The 15089-nt window shown below is 71.7% G+C and carries 20 protein-coding genes; 7 read left to right on the top strand and 13 right to left on the bottom strand.

Translation table 11 applies throughout. The features are described from left to right. The 4 genes from CCN39_RS00390 to CCN39_RS00380 all read left to right on the top strand — a co-directional run. Window positions 1-390 (top strand): enoyl-CoA hydratase-related protein (locus CCN39_RS00390; protein WP_244210550.1); only part of this gene is annotated, 390 nt, incomplete at its 5' end. A 1-nt stretch (window position 391) separates the two neighbouring features. Continuing rightward, the gene (menE, locus tag CCN39_RS00385; RefSeq protein ID WP_167454934.1) at window positions 392-1516 is read left to right on the top strand and encodes an o-succinylbenzoate--CoA ligase; all 1125 of its coding nucleotides are present in this window, start codon (window positions 392-394) and stop codon (window positions 1514-1516) included. Between the two features lie 51 nt (window positions 1517-1567). After that, the gene (locus tag CCN39_RS50595; RefSeq protein WP_167454933.1) at window positions 1568-1705 is read left to right on the top strand and encodes a hypothetical protein; all 138 of its coding nucleotides are present in this window, start codon (window positions 1568-1570) and stop codon (window positions 1703-1705) included. Window positions 1706-1754: 49 nt separating this feature from the next. Further along, a complete protein-coding gene (locus CCN39_RS00380) occupies window positions 1755-2627 on the top strand; it encodes a 1,4-dihydroxy-2-naphthoate polyprenyltransferase (RefSeq protein ID WP_167454932.1) in 873 nt (290 codons plus the stop codon). On the opposite strand, the gene cds1 is transcribed toward CCN39_RS00380, so the two are convergent. The 3 genes from cds1 to CCN39_RS00365 are packed head-to-tail and all read right to left on the bottom strand — an operon-like array spanning window position 2624 to window position 4469. Next, complete coding sequence (gene cds1, locus CCN39_RS00375; RefSeq protein ID WP_086837802.1) at window positions 2624-3700, bottom strand: L-cysteine desulfhydrase Cds1; 1077 nt, start codon at window positions 3698-3700, stop codon at window positions 2624-2626. The genes CCN39_RS00380 and cds1 overlap by 4 nt on opposite strands. Further along, window positions 3697-3984: a DUF4229 domain-containing protein gene (locus tag CCN39_RS00370; protein ID WP_086837801.1), complete on the bottom strand. Its 288-nt coding sequence runs from the start codon at window positions 3982-3984 to the stop codon at window positions 3697-3699. Before CCN39_RS00370 ends, cds1 begins: the two co-directional genes overlap by 4 nt. An 11-nt stretch (window positions 3985-3995) precedes the next feature. Continuing rightward, window positions 3996-4469 carry an Lrp/AsnC family transcriptional regulator gene (locus CCN39_RS00365; RefSeq protein WP_167454931.1) on the bottom strand — a complete coding sequence of 158 codons (474 nt, stop codon included), beginning with the start codon at window positions 4467-4469 and terminating at the stop codon, window positions 3996-3998. 278 nt (window positions 4470-4747) lie between these two features. Between CCN39_RS00365 and CCN39_RS00360 the strand changes: the two genes are divergently transcribed. Then, complete coding sequence (locus tag CCN39_RS00360; RefSeq protein WP_086837800.1) at window positions 4748-4960, top strand: BldC family transcriptional regulator; 213 nt, start codon at window positions 4748-4750, stop codon at window positions 4958-4960. A gap of 146 nt (window positions 4961-5106) precedes the next feature. Continuing rightward, window positions 5107-5292, top strand: coding sequence for a hypothetical protein (locus CCN39_RS00355; protein ID WP_086837799.1), 186 nt, complete (start codon window positions 5107-5109; stop codon window positions 5290-5292). Between the two features lie 210 nt (window positions 5293-5502). Here the strand turns inward: CCN39_RS00355 and CCN39_RS00350 are convergent, their stop codons facing one another. The 8 genes from CCN39_RS00350 to hemL form a co-directional block, all read right to left on the bottom strand. Continuing rightward, window positions 5503-6816 carry a MinD/ParA family ATP-binding protein gene (locus CCN39_RS00350; RefSeq protein ID WP_086837798.1) on the bottom strand — a complete coding sequence of 438 codons (1314 nt, stop codon included), beginning with the start codon at window positions 6814-6816 and terminating at the stop codon, window positions 5503-5505. 77 nt (window positions 6817-6893) lie between these two features. Continuing rightward, entirely contained in the window at window positions 6894-7862 is a 969-nt protein-coding gene (gene ccsB, locus CCN39_RS00345; protein WP_086837797.1) for a c-type cytochrome biogenesis protein CcsB, read from the bottom strand. Window positions 7863-7865: 3 nt separating this feature from the next. Continuing rightward, window positions 7866-9452, bottom strand: coding sequence for a cytochrome c biogenesis protein ResB (gene resB, locus CCN39_RS00340; RefSeq protein WP_086837796.1), 1587 nt, complete (start codon window positions 9450-9452; stop codon window positions 7866-7868). Beyond that, window positions 9449-10222, bottom strand: a complete 774-nt coding sequence (locus CCN39_RS00335; RefSeq protein WP_086837795.1) for a cytochrome c biogenesis CcdA family protein — start codon at window positions 10220-10222, stop codon at window positions 9449-9451. Before CCN39_RS00335 ends, resB begins: the two co-directional genes overlap by 4 nt. A 90-nt stretch (window positions 10223-10312) precedes the next feature. Beyond that, a complete protein-coding gene (locus CCN39_RS00330; protein ID WP_086837794.1) occupies window positions 10313-11086 on the bottom strand; it encodes an aminoglycoside phosphotransferase family protein in 774 nt (257 codons plus the stop codon). Between the two features lie 3 nt (window positions 11087-11089). Next, a complete protein-coding gene (locus tag CCN39_RS00325) occupies window positions 11090-11653 on the bottom strand; it encodes a TlpA family protein disulfide reductase (RefSeq protein WP_086837793.1) in 564 nt (187 codons plus the stop codon). Then, window positions 11650-12276 carry a histidine phosphatase family protein gene (locus CCN39_RS00320; RefSeq protein ID WP_086837792.1) on the bottom strand — a complete coding sequence of 209 codons (627 nt, stop codon included), beginning with the start codon at window positions 12274-12276 and terminating at the stop codon, window positions 11650-11652. Before CCN39_RS00320 ends, CCN39_RS00325 begins: the two co-directional genes overlap by 4 nt. Continuing rightward, entirely contained in the window at window positions 12273-13574 is a 1302-nt protein-coding gene (hemL, locus tag CCN39_RS00315) for a glutamate-1-semialdehyde 2,1-aminomutase (protein WP_086837791.1), read from the bottom strand. Before hemL ends, CCN39_RS00320 begins: the two co-directional genes overlap by 4 nt. A gap of 60 nt (window positions 13575-13634) precedes the next feature. On the opposite strand from hemL, the gene CCN39_RS00310 reads away from it, so the two are divergent. Continuing rightward, window positions 13635-14111 carry a TspO/MBR family protein gene (locus tag CCN39_RS00310; RefSeq protein ID WP_086837790.1) on the top strand — a complete coding sequence of 159 codons (477 nt, stop codon included), beginning with the start codon at window positions 13635-13637 and terminating at the stop codon, window positions 14109-14111. On the opposite strand, the gene CCN39_RS00305 is transcribed toward CCN39_RS00310, so the two are convergent. Together CCN39_RS00305 and CCN39_RS00300 are read right to left on the bottom strand one after the other, a co-directional pair. Then, window positions 14108-14677 carry a hypothetical protein gene (locus tag CCN39_RS00305; protein WP_086837789.1) on the bottom strand — a complete coding sequence of 190 codons (570 nt, stop codon included), beginning with the start codon at window positions 14675-14677 and terminating at the stop codon, window positions 14108-14110. The two genes, CCN39_RS00310 and CCN39_RS00305, sit on opposite strands and share 4 nt — an antisense overlap. Before the next feature lie 11 nt (window positions 14678-14688). After that, a partial coding sequence (locus tag CCN39_RS00300) for an ABC transporter permease (protein ID WP_143263861.1) occupies window positions 14689-15089 on the bottom strand: 401 nt, incomplete at its 5' end.

The following is a 15089-nucleotide window of genomic DNA, read 5'->3' as shown; positions in this document are numbered from 1 at the left end:
GCCGACGTCGGCTCGTTCGACGGCGGCTACGGCTCGGCCTACCTGGCGAAGATGGTCGGCCAGAAGTTCGCCAGGGAGATCTTCTTCCTCGGCCGCGAGTACTCCGCCGAGCAGATGCACCAGATGGGGGCGGTGAACGCCGTCGTCCCGCACGCCGACCTGGAAAAAGAGGCGCTGACCTGGGCGTGGGAGATCACGCGCAAGTCGCCGACGGCGCAGCGGATGCTGAAGTACGCGTTCAACCTCACCGACGACGGCCTGGTCGGCCAGCAGCTGTTCGCCGGCGAAACCACCCGGTTGGCGTACATGCAGGACGAGGCCGTCGAAGGCCGTGACGCGTTCCTCGAGAAGCGCGACCCCGACTTCAAGGACGTCCCCTATTACTACTGAGCTGCTCCCGGTCCACCTCGACGGCTCGCCCGAGGCGCTCGGCGCGCTGACCGGAGCCGTCGCGGACGCGCTGGGCGGCGGCCCGGCGGTGCTGCCGTTCACCGACCCCGCGCTGCGCGACGCGATGGCGCCGGGCGAGCCGGCCGAGCCGGGCACCGCCGTGGTCATCGCCACGTCGGGCTCGACCGGTGCCCCCAAGGGCGTCCTGCTGTCGGCCCGCGCGCTGACCGCGTCCGCCGAGGCCACGCACGCGCGGCTCGGCGGCCCGGGCCGCTGGCTGCTGGCGACGCCGGCGCACTACATCGGCGGCCTGCAGGTGCTGGTCCGGTCGCTGCTGGCCGGGACGACCCCGGCGCTGCTGACCGGCACCGGCTTCCGCCCGGACGACTTCGCGGCCGCGGCGGCGACGCTCGAGGGCAGCCCGCGGTACACGGCGCTGGTGCCGACGCAGCTGGTCCGCCTGCTCGACGACGGCGGTGCGGGGCTGGCCGCGGCGAAGACGTTCGACGCGATCGTGGTCGGCGCGGCGGCGACGTCACCGGCCCTGCGGGAGCGCGCCGCGGACGCCGGGGTGCGGATCGTGCCGGCGTACGGGATGAGCGAGACGGCCAGCGGCTGCGTCTACGACGGCTTCCCCCTCGACGGCGTCCGCGTGGACGTCGGCGGCGACCGGATCCGCATCGCCGGCGCCGTCCTCGCGCACGGCTACCGCCGCCGGCCGGAGCTCACCGCGGAGGCGTTCTCGGACGGCTGGTTCACCACGTCCGACCGTGGCGTTCGCCACGACGACGGCCGCATCGAGGTCCTCGGCCGGGCCGACGACATGATCAACACCGGTGGCGTGAAGGTGTCGGCGACCGCGATCGAGCGGTGCCTCTGCGCGCAGCCGGGGGTCCGTGACGCGTGCGTCGTCGGCGTGCCGGACGCGGAGTGGGGCGAGGCCGTGGTCGCGCTGGTCGTCCCGGACGGTGAGCACGGCGACCTGCGCGCGGCGGTCCGCGCGGAACTGGGTGCGGCGGCCACCCCGAAGCGCCTCGAATTCGGCACCGAGCTGCCGTTGCGCGGGCCGGGCAAGATCGACCGGGCGGCGGTGAAGGACCGGCTGGCAGCGCGGCCGACCGGCTGAATGGCGGCACTTCGTTGACACGCACAGGGTGCGCCCGCTTGGCTACTCACCATGACGCGCTGGTTCAGAACTGCACTCGTGGCCACGGCCGCCACGCTGGGCGTATTGCTGCCCGCGGGCGCGGCACTCGCCGAGGGCGTGGACCCCAACAGCGGGTCGCTCGTCTGGCAGCTGCCGACGAGCGACTGAGTTCCCGGGTTCCCGCCCAGGCGTGATCACCATGGCGTTGAATGGCGCCATGGCGAGCTTGAGCGAGTGGATCGAAGGGGCCCGGCCGCGGACGCTGCCCAACGCGGTGGCGCCGGTGGTGGCGGGCGTCGGCGCGGCGATCGCGCTGGACGCGTTCTCCTGGTGGCGTTCGGCGCTGGCGCTGCTGGTTTCCCTCTCGCTGATCATCGGCGTCAACTACGCCAACGACTACTCCGACGGCATCCGCGGCACGGACGAAAACCGCGTCGGCCCGCTGCGGCTGGTCGGCTCCGGCGTCGCCGCCCCCAAGGCCGTGCTGACCGCCGCGCTCGTCTCCCTGGGCCTCGCCGGCGTGCTGGGGCTGGTCCTGGTGGCCGTCAGCGGCCACTGGTGGCTCCTGGGCATGGGCGCGCTCTGCATCCTCGGCGCGTGGTTCTACACCGGCGGCAAGAAGCCCTACGGCTACTACGGCTTCGGCGAGATCGCCGTCTTCGTGTTCTTCGGCCTGGCCGGCGTCCTGGGCACGGTCTACGTCCAGGCGGGCCGGGTCAGCTGGGCGGCCGTGGCGTGCGCGGTCGCGGTCGGCTGCTTCTCGACGGCGGTCCTGACGGCCAACAACCTGCGTGATATCCCCACCGACATCGAGGCCGGCAAGCGCACCCTGGCCACCCGCCTGGGTGACAAGGGCACGCGGCGGCTCTACCTGGCGCTGGTGTTCGTGCCGTTCCTGATCAGCCTGTCGTTCGTCTTCACCGGCTATTCGGTAGCCGCGCTGGCGGCGCTGACCATCATCGTCCTGTACCCGGCGGCGGGCGTCGTCCAGGCCGGCAAGAAGGGGCGCGAGCTGATCCCCGCCCTGCGGGACACCGGCCTGGCCATGCTGCTGTGGTCCGTGGTCACCACCATCGGCCTGAACGTCTAGCTCTCCGGGACGAACTTCCCGGTCGCCAGGAACTCCTCGAACAACGCCGTGTGCGGGGCCAGGTCCAGGTTCTGCTGGGCCAGCCACTCGTCGTTGTAGTAGGTGTGCGCGTACCGCTCGCCGCCGTCGCACAGCAGGGTGACGACGCTGCCCGCCTGGCCGTCCTCGACCATGCGGGAGATGAGCCGGAAGGCGCCGTAGAGGTTGGTGCCGGTCGAGCCGCCCGCCCAGTGCCCGGTGCGCTCGCGCAGCAGCCGGATGGCCGCCAGGGAGCCCGCGTCGGGGATCTGGAACATCTCGTCGATGACGCCGGGGACGAAGGACGGCTCGCAGCGCGGCCGCCCGATGCCCTCGATCCGCGACGGCATCCCGGTGCCGTAGTCCAGCGCCCCGGTCTCCCAGGCGCCGTAGAACGACGAGTTCTCCGGGTCGACCACGCAGATCTTCGTCGTGTGGCGCTTGTAGCGGACGTACCGGCCGAAGGTCGCGCTCGTGCCGCCGGTGCCCGCGCCGACGACGATCCACTTCGGGATCGGGTGGCGCTCCGAGCGCATCTGCGCGAACACCGACTCGGCGATGTTGTTGTTGCCGCGCCAGTCCGTCGCGCGCTCGGCGTAGGTGAACTGGTCGAGGTAGTGGCCGCCGCACTCGGCCGCGAGCCGCTCCGCCTCGGGGTACATCGCCGGGGCCTGGTCGACGAAGTGGCACTCGCCGCCGTAGAACTCGATGAGCGCGACCTTCTCCTTCGACGTGCGCCGCGGCACGACGGTGATGAAGCGCAGGCCGAGCATCCGGGCGAAGTAGGCCTCGGACACCGCCGTCGAGCCGCTGGAGGCCTCGACGAGCACGGTGTCCGGCCCGATCTGGCCGTTGACCAAGCCGTAGAGGAACAGCGACCGGGCCAGCCGGTGCTTCAGCGAGCCGGTCGGGTGGACCGACTCGTCCTTGAGGTACAGGTCGATGCCCCACTCCGGGGGCAGCGGGAAGACGTGCAGGTGCGTGTCGGCGCTGCGGTTGGCGTCGGCCTCGATGATCCGGACGGCTTCGCGGACCCAGCTGCGGCTGTGGGTCATTCGGGTTGCCCGGAAGCGTCGCCACGCAGCTGCGCGCGCAGCTCGGCCCGGGCGCGCGCCCGCTTCTCGTTGCGCTTCGCCAGCCCGGCGGTGACGCGGGCGTTGAGCGAGCGGAACAGCAGCAGGCCGAGCGGCAGCCCGACGACCAGGCCGATGAGCAGGGCGACCAGCAGCGGCACCCCGACCAGGGACAGCACCCACGCGATCACCGCGACCAGCACGAACCGCGCCAGCAGGTACAGCGTCAGGTCACGGGCCAGCTGCGGGGCCTTCTCGTCGCTCACATCAACGCAGGCTACGCCCCGCCCGACCGGTCCTTCTGCAGGCCCGCGTTGTTCGGCCGGCCCTCGAACCGGGTCGAGAGCACCACGGTGGTGTTCGTCCGCCCGACGCCGGGGATGCGGCGCAGCCGGCCGAGCGTGCGTTCCAGCTCGTCGACGGTCGACACGCGCACTTTGACGACGAATGCCTCGTCGCCGGCCACCGCGTAGCAGCTCTCGACCTCGTCGAGTTCGGCGAGCGCGTCGGCGACGTCGTCCTCCGTTGCCGTGTCGGTCGGGTGGATGCTGACGAGGGCGGTGACGCCGAGGCCGACCGAGCTGGGGTCGACGACCGCGTGGTAGCCGGTGATCACCCCGGCGGCTTCCAGCTTGCCCACGCGCTCGTGCACCGACGAAGCGGACAGCCCGACGGCTCGTCCGAGATCCGCGTAGGTGGCCCGTCCGTTGATGCGCAACGCTGCGATGATCTTCCGGTCCAACTGATCCACGGGATCACTCTATGCGGTTGGACAATCCCCCATTGGCACCACGCCTCGCCGCCGGTGGCCGTGAGGGGGACGTCTCCGCACTTCAGGCCACCGGAGGGTAGTTGCCATGGGTAAACAACCTGTCCGTTTTGACCTTTAAGGGCTCTTTACTCGCAGACAACCGTTCGAGTACCCGACGGGTGAAGTGCAACGATTGCCTTGTTGGCTACCCCGGCGCGACGAGCAGAAGGGCTCGGACGCCTCCCGGTATAGCAGTGAGTTCGTTAAGGAGGCGGAAAATGACCGCGACGATGGGCGGACGCCTGCTCACCCCTGGCGAGGTGGCAGCGCTGTTCCGAGTGGACCCGAAGACCGTGACGCGGTGGGCGACCGCGGGCCGGATCGGCTCGATCCGGACCCCGGGCGGGCACCGGCGGTTCCGGGAGTCCGAGGTGAACGAGCTCCTCGCCGAGCTGACCACCGACGCCAGCGAACCGGCGCGCACCGCCTGAACCATCCGGACGCCAGGGCCGTGTCGGGTACGGGAACCACCCCGTCCCCGGCACGGCCTTCGTGCTTTACCGGACCGGCTTCAGGCCCATCACACGGCCGGAGCGGTTAACCTCGGGGGACAGGCAGCCATACGGAAGGATCCGGCATGCTCGCTCTGCTCGCGGCGGTCGGCGCGCTGGTCGTCGCCCTGCTCCTGTGGCGGTCGTTCGCCGGCCAGCGAGTCGGGGTTCCCTCGACTCCGCGCCGCACCCCCCTCGCCCCCGACGACGACCCCGACTTCCTGCGCCAGCTGGCCGAACAGCAGCGCAAACGCCGGGACGAAGACCTTTAGGAACCCCTTTACCTTCACCGGCCCCGCCGCGACGTGATCAGGGCCGGAACTCGCGTGATCCAGCCCGGAACTCGCGTGATTCAGCCCGTCACCCGCGTGATCGGGGCCGGAACTCGCGAGTTCCGGCTTCAATCACGCGAGTTCCGGGCCCAATCACGTGGGTGACGAGTCTGGTCACGTGGGTGACGGGTCTGGTCACGTGGGTGACGGTCAGCGGTAGCCCTGGGAGAGCGGGGTGGCGAAGCCGTCGGCGACGGTTGCCGCCAGTTCCAGCAGGGCCAGGCGGGTGTCGCCGGAGAGGCGGTCCAGCTCGATTTCCGCGCCTTCCTCCAGGTGCGGGTCGAACGGGACCTTGCACACCGCCCGGACCTTCGCGCCGAAGTGGGCCGACAGCTTGTCGAGGTCGACCGAGCCGCCCTTGGGGCGGACCGAGTTGATCACCGCGACCGAGCGCTTGACCAGCTCGCCGTAGCCGTGGGCTTCGAGCCAGTCCAGCGTCGCCGAGGCGCTGCGGGCGCCGTCGACCGAGCCGGACGAGACCACGACCAGCGCGTCCGCGACGTCCAGGACGCCCTTCATCGCCGAGTGCATCAGGCCGGTCCCGCAGTCGGTGAGCACGATGTTGTAGAAGTGCTCCAGCAGGTTGACCGTGCGCCGGTAGTCGTCCTCGGAGAACGCCTCCGAGACGGCCGGGTCCTGCTCGCTGGCCAGGATCTCCAGTCGGCTCGAGCCCTGGGACGTGTACGACCGGACGTCGCTGTAGCGCGTGATGCGGGCTGCGTCACGCAGCAGGTGACGGACCGTCGCCGTGGTCTCCAGCGGGATCTTCTGCGACAGCGTCCCGCGGTCCGGGTTGGCGTCCACCGCCACCACGCGGTCACCGCGCAGGGACGCGAACGTCGAGCCCAGCGTCGTCGTCACCGTGGTCTTGCCGACGCCGCCCTTGAGCGACAGCATCGCGATCTTGTAGCACCCGCGCAGCGGCTGGTTGACGCGGGCGATGAGCTCACGGCGCCGGGTGTCCGCCGGGCTCTCCCCCGGGTTCACCAGCTTCCCGGAGCCGACGTAGAGCGCCTTGCGCCAGCCGGACTGCGGCGGCCGCCGGGTCTGCTTGACCAGGTGCGCGGTCGACAGGTCGTGGCCGTGGCCCGGCTGCTGCGGTGCCGCGTGCCGGCCGCCCTGGGGCTGCGGCAGCCCGGACGGCTGCTGCGGCGGGTACTGGGCGTTGGCCTGGTACTGCTGCGCCGGGTCGCCGTACTGCGGCTGCAGCGGCGGGAGGTTCTGGTCGTAGCCGTAGGGCACCTGGTGCGGCCCCGACACGGCGGGGTTGGGCACCTGGTGCGGTCCCGAAACCGCCGGGTTGGGCGGCGGCGCCACCGCCTGCGTCGGCTGGACGTCGAACGCCCCCGACGTCTCGGGGTGCGGGTGTGAGTCCGTCCGGTCGTCGGCGAACAGGCCCGGCTGCGGCGACGCAGCGGCCTGTTCGGGGTGGCCAGGAGCCGATTCTTCGCTGGGTCCGGTCACCGGTGAAAACCTCCGCGCACTCCGCCTGACACATCAGTCCCCCGATGTCGACGGTAGTCGGCGGACGCGCGGGATGCTCAGCCCACCCCGGCGTAGGAGTGCAGGCCGACGGAGACGAGGTTCACGAAGAACAGGTTGAAGATCATCGCGGCGAACCCGACGATGTTGATGATCGCCGCCCGCGCCCCGCGCCAGCCCGCGGTCGCCCGCGAGTGCAGGTAGGCCGCGTAGACGACCCAGGCGATGAACGCGCAGGTCTCCTTCGGGTCCCAGCCCCAGAACCGGCCCCACGCCGACTCGGCCCAGACCGCGCCGCAGAGCACGCCGAAGGTGAACACCGGGAAGGCGAAGATGGTGGTCCGGTAGGCGATCCGGTCGAGGACGTCGGCCGCGGGCAGCTTCGGGGCGAACCGGGCGAACTTGGTGTTGTCCTTGTCGTGGGCCGCGCGGAACAGGTACAGCACGCTCGCGACGCCCGGGACCAGGAAGACGCCGGAGCCGATGATGGCCGCCGCGACGTGGATGACCAGCCAGTACGACTGCAGCGCGGGCTGCACCGGCGCCGCGGTCGTGTACAGCAGCGTGCCGTTGATGAACATCAGGATCACGACGGGCAGCAGCAGGAAGCCGGTGAGGTGCCGGACCGGGAACTTCCACATGACGATCAGCCAGGTCAGCACCGTGATGAAGGTGACGGCCATGCCGTACTCGTACATGTTGCCCCACGGCGCGCGGTGCACGGCGAGCCCGCGCAGCACGATCGCGGTCAGCTGCAGCAGGGCGCCGAGCACGAGCAGCGACGCGCCCATCCGGCCGATCCGCTCCGGGCGGCCGACCTCGCGCTGCGCGGCCGGGACCTCCTCGACCGGCGGCCCACCGGCGCCGACGAGCTCGCGCGCGCGCAGCTTGGCGCGCTCGGTGGCGAGCCGCCCCTTGGCGCCGAAGCCCTGCTCGACCAGGGTCAACATCAGCGCGACGACGTAGATCGCCGCGGCCGTGGTGTACAGCCAGTCGCTGTAGGTCGACAGCGTCTCGTTGATCGGCATGCCTCAGCCCTTCTGCCCACTGACCAGGCGTTCGCTGACCCGGTGGAACTCTTCGCCGTACCCGGCCTGGTCCGTGCGGGCCAGCCCGGCGACCTCGATCACGGTACTCGGGTCTTCCTCGGTTCCCGGCTTCACCCGCACCCACAGCCGGCGGCGCTTNNAAGCGCCGAGGCCGACGAACATCGCGATGGCGAAACCGAGCACGAACCCCTGGGTGGGGTCGTGGGAAACCTGCAGCGAGACCCACTGGCCGACGCCGTCGAAGCGGATCTTCGTGCCGTCGTCGAGCTTGATCTCCTCGCCGACCTTCAGGTTCTGCCGGGCGACCTTCTTCAGCCTGCCGTCGTCGACCAGCGACTGGTCGACCGAGAAGACGGACTGGCCGCGCCCGGCGTCGAGGCCGAGGTCACCGCGCAGGACGTCGACGGCGACCGCCGGGTCGTTCGCCTCGGGCGCCGACGACGTCAGGACGCTGCCGTGCAGGAACGCGGTCGGGGCGAACAGGCCGGTGATGGCCAGCTGCCGGGTCCGCCGCTGGACCTCGTCGGTGATGCCGGGCTGGTCGAACTTCGTCGCGCCCTCGGCGAGCATGGTGCCGGGGTCGACCGTGCGCCACTGGGTGTTCTGGGTGCGCTGCGAGCCGTCCGGGAAGGTGACGGTGAACTTCGGCGAGTAGCCGTGCCCGAGCAGGTAGACGCGGTCGCCGGCGGTGCGCAGCGGCGAGTTGACCTCGAGGCCGTACGGGTGCCAGGTGCCCGTCTCCAGGTCCGGGCCGGACTGGTACTCGATGTTCGAGTGGTAGTAGTCCGGCTGGCCAGACTGGGTGTAGCGCGCGGTGAAGTCGTTCACCTTCACGCAGAACGGGTTGAGGTCGGTGCCGTCGACGTCCAGGCCCGCGTTGAAGGAGTCGTAGTTGTAGATGCCGGCGTTGCAGAAGCTGTCGCCGTTCGCCTGGACGATGACCTGGCCTTCGTAGCTGTAGAGCTTCCCGAGGGCGAAGAAGACGATCAGGCCGAGCATGCTGAAGTGGAAGAGCAGGTTGCCGGTCTCGCGCAGGAACCCGCGTTCGGCCGAGATGGTCCGGACGCCGTCGGCCTCTTCGCGCTCGACGCGGCGCCAGCCGGAGAGCTGCTTGTGGGCGGCCGCGATCTCCGCGGCGACGTCGGCCTGGCCCCGGCCGAGCCGGTAGTGCGGCATCCGGGCCAGGTTGCGCGGCGTCAGCACCGGCTTGGCGCGCATCGCCTTGACGTACTCGAAGCTGCGCGGGGTCAGGCAGCCGACGAGCGAGACCATCAGCAGCAGGTAGATGGCCGAGAACCAGATGCTGGAGTAGACGTCGTAGAACTCGAGCTTGTCGAGCAGCGTCCCCCACCAGCCGTGGGCGGCGATGTACTCGTCGACCTTGGGCGCGTTGAGCTTCCGCTGCGGCAGGAGGGCGCCCGGCAGGGCGGCGAGGGCCAGGAGGAACAGCAGGACGAGCGCGGTGCGCATGGACGTCAGGCCGCGCCAGGTGTTGCGCAGGAAGGCGAGGGTGCGCTTGGCGGGCGTGGGCCCTTGCGGGGTCACCGGAGGGGCTTCGGTGGTCGTCACAGCGGCAGCTCCAGGCTCCCGGTGAGCTCGTTGCGGAGCCAGCCCATCAGATCCCCCCAGACACCGGTGACCAGCAGGATGCCGACGGCCAGCAGCAGCACGCCGCCGAAGATCTGCACCTGGCGGCCGTGCCGGCGCACCCAGTCGGTGGCGCGCACGGCCCAGCGGGCACCGAGCGCGATCAGCAGGAACGGCAGCCCGAGGCCGAGGCAGTAGACGGCGATCAGCAGGTACCCGCGGGCCTCGGCGCCGCCGGTGGCGCTGGCCAGCGTCATCACCGCGGACAGGGTGGGGCCGATGCACGGCGTCCAGCCGAGCCCGAAGATCGCACCGAGCAGCGGGGCGCTCCAGATGCCACCGCGCGGCACGTGGTGCGAGCGGACCTCGCGCTGCAGGCCGGGGATCCAGCCGAGGAAGACCAGCGCCATCGCGATGGTCAGGACGCCGCCGAAGCGCTGCAGCAGGTTCTGGTTGAGCACCAGCGTGTCGGCGAGCCAGACGAGCGTGCCCAGGGTGGCGACGAACACGACGGTGAACCCGAGCACGAAGAGCAGGGCGGCCCCGACGACGGCCCACCGGCCCTGCTTGCGGTCCTCGTCGGCGCTGACGGCGGGAGCATCGGCCCCGACGAGCGCGGCGAGGTAGGCGAGGTACCCCGGCACGAGCGGCACGACGCAGGGGGAGGCGAAGGAGATGGCCCCGGCCAGCAGCGCGACACCCGCGGCGAGCAGCAGCGGCCCGGAGATCGCCAGCTCGGTCACGGAGTTCACCCCGTTGAGGGTAGGCAGTGAGGTCCTGGTGAGAACGCCGGGGCCGCTTCACAGGACCTCGGTCACAGCAGTTCAGGACCTTGGTCCCGCTCAGTCTCCGAACAGGTGCCGGTGCGCCCGGCTCCACTCGGACCGGGCCGCCAGCTCGTCGAGGTAGCCCTCCGCCGCCCACCGGACCTGCGGCTGGTGCCCCAGCTCCGCCGCCCGCCGGACTTCCTCCGTCCCCGCCAGCTGGACGTCGAGCACGGCGTCGGCCAGCCCCGCCGTCGACGTGAGGCCGTAGGCCTCCGCGAACAGCTCGAGACGGCGGCGCCGATCGGGCGGCGCGGGATAGCGGAGGCTGCGCAGGCATTCGGCGTCGTCCCGGAAGGGCGCGACGTACTCCAGCGCGTAGGCGACGTCGTGGATCCGCGGGGCGGGCCGGGCGTAGTCCCAGTCCAGCAGGCCCACCGGCCGCTCGCCCCGCCAGACGGTGTTCCACGGGCCGAAATCGCCGTGGCAGACGACCTCGTCGGCGCCGACGCCGGCCGTGCCGGTGAACCAGGTGAGGTCCGCGGCGGGCCGGAAGCCGGCCACCGCGTCGTGGTAGTCCCGCAGGAACCGGGCGAACGCCGCCAAGCCGGCTTCGCCGACCACCTTCGCCCAGCCGTCCGGGCCCGACTCGCCCGGCAGGTAGGTCAGCACCTCGCGGCCTTCGTCGTCGATGCCCAGCACCCGGGGCGCGGCGGGGAAGCCGACGTCCGCCAGGTGGCGCAGCAGGGCGTGGACCGCCGGAGTCCACGGGTGCACCGGCCTGCGGACCGTGTCGCCGATGCGGACGACCCGCCGGTGCGGCTCGTCCTGCAGCAGCTCCTCGTCCGTCACCTGTCAGGCCTCCGCGGTCAGCCGCTGGGCCACCGGCATCAGGTCCTGGGCGAGCACCGGCCGCAGGAACACCGCCGCCACGCGGTGCTGCTTGTCCAGGACGATCGTCGACGGGATGATGTTGCGCGGGTAGCCGCTCAGCTTCAGCAGCACCCGGCCGTCCGGGTCGTAGATCGACGGGTACGTCAGCTGCCGGTCGCGGACGAAGTCCTGGGCCACCTCGCGCGCCGGGTCGCGGACGTCGATGCCCACCACCTGGACGCCCTGCTTGGCCAGGGACTCCATCTCCGGTGCCTCCGTGCGGCACGGCCCGCACCACTGGCCCCACAGGTTGAGCACCACGACCTTGCCCGCGAAGTCCGCCAGCGACAGCTGCTTGCCCTCGTTCATCAGGTCTTCGCCGGCCAGGACCGGGGCCGTCTGGCGCTGGGCGGCGTCGTAGGTGATGTCGACCTTGCCGCCCGGGGAGACGAAGCTGAAGCTGCTCCCCTGCACCACCGCGTCCTTGCCCGTGCTGCACCCGGCCAGCGCCAGTACCGCGACCACTCCGGCCAGCAGCCGTTTCATGCCCCGGTCACCTTCGGGTCGGTCGCGCCCGCCGGCTCGCTGTAGACGATCTCGCGGAGCTCGTCGCCGTCGAACACCAGCGACGTCAGGGACGCCAGCGAGCACTGCCGCCGACGCGGGTCGTGCCACAGGCGCTTGCCCTCGAGGAACCGCCGGAGCGTCCAGATCGGCAGCTGGTGCGACACGCAGAGCGCCTCGTGTCCCGCCGCCGCCTCCCGCGCCCGGTGGACCGCGCCGAGCATCCGGTGCGCGATCTCGAGGTACGGCTCACCCCACGACGGCTTGAACGGGTTCACCAGCTTCGGCCAGTGCTTCGGCTCCCGCAGCGCGCCGTCGCCGACCGCCACCTGCAGGCCCTCGAACTGGTTGCCCGCCTCGATCAGGCCCTCGTCGGTCGCGATGTCGAGCCGGTGCGCGGCGGCGATCGGGGCCGCCGTCTCCTGCGCCCGCTGCAGCGGCGACGCGACGACGTGCACGAGGTCGTGGCCGGCGACGGCCTCGGCGACCGTCAGCGCCTGCCGCTGCCCGCGCTCGGAGAGCCGGTAGCCCTCCAGGCGGCCGTACAGGATCTTCTCGGGGTTGTGCACTTCGCCGTGACGCAGCATGTGGACGACGGTGGTCACTGGACGGCCCCAGCCGCCGCGCGCGCCGCCGCGGGCAGAGCCGCTTCGATCACCGAGAACGCTTCGTCGTCCATGGCCGCGTTGACGAACCAGGCCTCGTACGCGCTCGGCGGCGCGTACACGCCTCCGTCGAGCAACGCGTGGAAGAACGGCGGGAAGCGCCACGTCTCGGAGGCTTGTGCGCCGGCGTAGTCGCGGACCGGCGCGTCGCCGAAGAACACGCTCACCAGGTTGCCCGCGTATTGGACGTTGTGCGCAACCCCGGCTTCGCTCAGAGCGGCGTGGAAGAGGTTGCCGAGGCGCTTCGCGTTGGCGTCGAGGGCCGCGTACACGGCGTGGTCGGCCGCGCGCAGCGTCGCGAGGCCCGTGGCCACCGCGACGGGGTTCCCGGACAGCGTCCCGGCCTGGTAGACCGGCCCGCCCGGGGCGAGCTTGGCCATCACGTCGGCGCGGCCGCCGAAGGCCGCCGCCGGCAGCCCGCCGGACATCACCTTGCCGAACGTGTAGAGATCGCCGGCCACGCCTTCGAGGCCGAACCAGCCCGCGTGCGAGACGCGGAACCCGGTCATCACCTCGTCCATGATCAGCAGCGCGCCGTGCTCGTGGGCGAGTTCGCGCAGGCCCGCGTTGAAGCCCTCGCCGGGCGCCACCGCGCCCATGTTGCCGGCCGCCGCCTCGGTGATCACCGCGGCGATTTCGCCCGGGTTGTCCACAAAGGATTTCCGGACGGCGTCGAGGTCGTTGTAGGGCAGCACCAGCGTGTCCGCCGCCTGGGCCCCGGTGACACCCGGCGACGTCGGCAGCCCGAGCGTCGCGACGCCGGAGCCGGCCTGGGCGAGCAGCGCGTCGACGTGACCGTGGTAACACCCGGCGAACTTCACGATCTTCGACCGGCCGGTGAAACCCCTGGCCAGCCGGATCGCGCTCATCGTGGCCTCGGTGCCCGAGTTGACCAGGCGGACCCGCTCGACCGGCCCGACGCGGTTGATGATCTCCTCGGCCAGCTCGACCTCGCCGATCGTCGGCGTGCCGAACGAGAGCCCGGACGTCGCCGCCGTGCGCGCCGCCTCGACGACCTTCGGGTGCGCGTGGCCCAGGATCATCGGACCCCAGGAGGACACCAGGTCGACGTAGCGGTTGCCGTCGGCGTCCCACAGGTGCGGGCCCTCGCCGCGGACCATGAACCGGGGCGTGCCGCCCACCGAGTTGAAGGCCCGGACCGGCGAATTCACCCCGCCCGGGATGGCCGTCTTCGCGCGGTCGAACCATGCCTTGGACTGCTCGGTTCCAGTGCTCACGGGTCCAGTCTCCCAAACCCGCATAAGATGGCGGGCAGCCGCCCGGGAGGGGAACAGCCGGTGACCGAACGCGCCCCGCACCGCAACCAGTGGCTCATGCTGGCCGGCTTCCTGGGCGTCGTCGCCGTGGTGGCCGTGGTCGGCGGCCTGGCGGCGACGTCGGCGAGAGAGGTCTACGCGCGGCTCGAGCAGCCGTCGTGGGCGGCGCCCCCGGCCCTGTTCGGTCCGGTGTGGACGGTGCTGTACGTCACCATCGCGGTGGCCGGGTGGCTGTACTGGCGGACCGACGGCGAAACGCGCGGGTTCGCCGCCTACGGCATCGGCCTGCTGTTCAACCTGCTCTGGACGCCGCTGTTCTTCGAGAGCGGCGCGGCCAGGGTCGCGCTGGCCGACATCGTGCTGCTGGACGTCGTCGTGGTGGTGACGATCGTCCTGTTCGGCCGCCGGTCGAAGGCCGCCGCCGCGCTCCTGGTCCCCTACCTCGCCTGGATCCTGTACGCGACGGCGCTCAACACCGCGATCATCGTCCTCAACTAGCGCCCGGCCTCCTGGGTGATGGCCTGCGCGGTCACCGTCCCGTCGCTGCCCGCCTGGCCCTGGACGACGACCGTCGCGCCGGGCTTGAGGTCCGCAAGCTTGCCCTGCTGGGTGACCCCGACCGTGGTCGAGTCCGATGTGGACACCTTGACGTCGGTGCCCTGCGCGGTCTTGACGTACACCGTGGTGCCGTCGACGCGGTCGACCGTGCCGGTGGTGCCGCGGCCGCCGCGGAACCCGCCGCCCTGCTGGCCGGTGCCGGCCTGCTGGCCGGTGCCGCCCTGGCCCCGGGCCTGGGTGCCGCCCGCGGTGCCGCTCGGGCGGCTGGACGTCGAGGAGCCGAACGCCGCGTGCGTCCAGGCGCCGCCGCCGAACGCGATCGCCAGGACGACGAGCCCGGCCAGCACCAGCGTGGTGCGGGAGAACGGCTTCGCGGCGCGGCGCATCTCGGCGTTGAGGTCGCCCTCGACCGCCGGGCTGGCGACGATCTGTTCCGCGGTCGGCTCCACGGCGGGGAGGATCGCCGTCGGCTCGTCCCCCGGCGGGGTCGTCGTGTGGGTGGACATGCGAAGACTCCTTATTCGTGACGCAGCGCGTCGATGGGCCTCAGCTTGGCGGCCCGGTTCGCCGGGAAGCTGCCGAAGAACAGCCCGATCAGGGCCGACACCGCGAAGGCGAGCAGGATCGACGAGGGCACCACGACGGGTTTGATCCCGGAGATGGTGAACCGGCTGCCGACCAGCCCGATCGCGACGCCGAGCAGCCCGCCGAACAGGCTGAGCATGGTCGCCTCGGCGAGGAACTGGCCGAGGATGGCCGAGCGCGGGGCGCCGATGGCCTTGCGGATGCCGATTTCGCGGATCCGCTCGGTGACCGTGACGAGCATGATGTTGGTGACGCCGATCCCGCCGACCAGCAGCGAGATCGCCGCGACCGCGCCCAGCAGCACGGTGAACGTCTCGGTCGCGGACGTCCGCG

The organism is Amycolatopsis kentuckyensis, from assembly GCF_002155975.1.
Classification (GTDB): Bacteria; Actinomycetota; Actinomycetes; order Mycobacteriales; family Pseudonocardiaceae; genus Amycolatopsis; species Amycolatopsis kentuckyensis.
The sequence above is the reverse complement of the archived record's forward strand: the minus strand, read 5'-3'. Positions and strand labels throughout refer to the sequence as shown.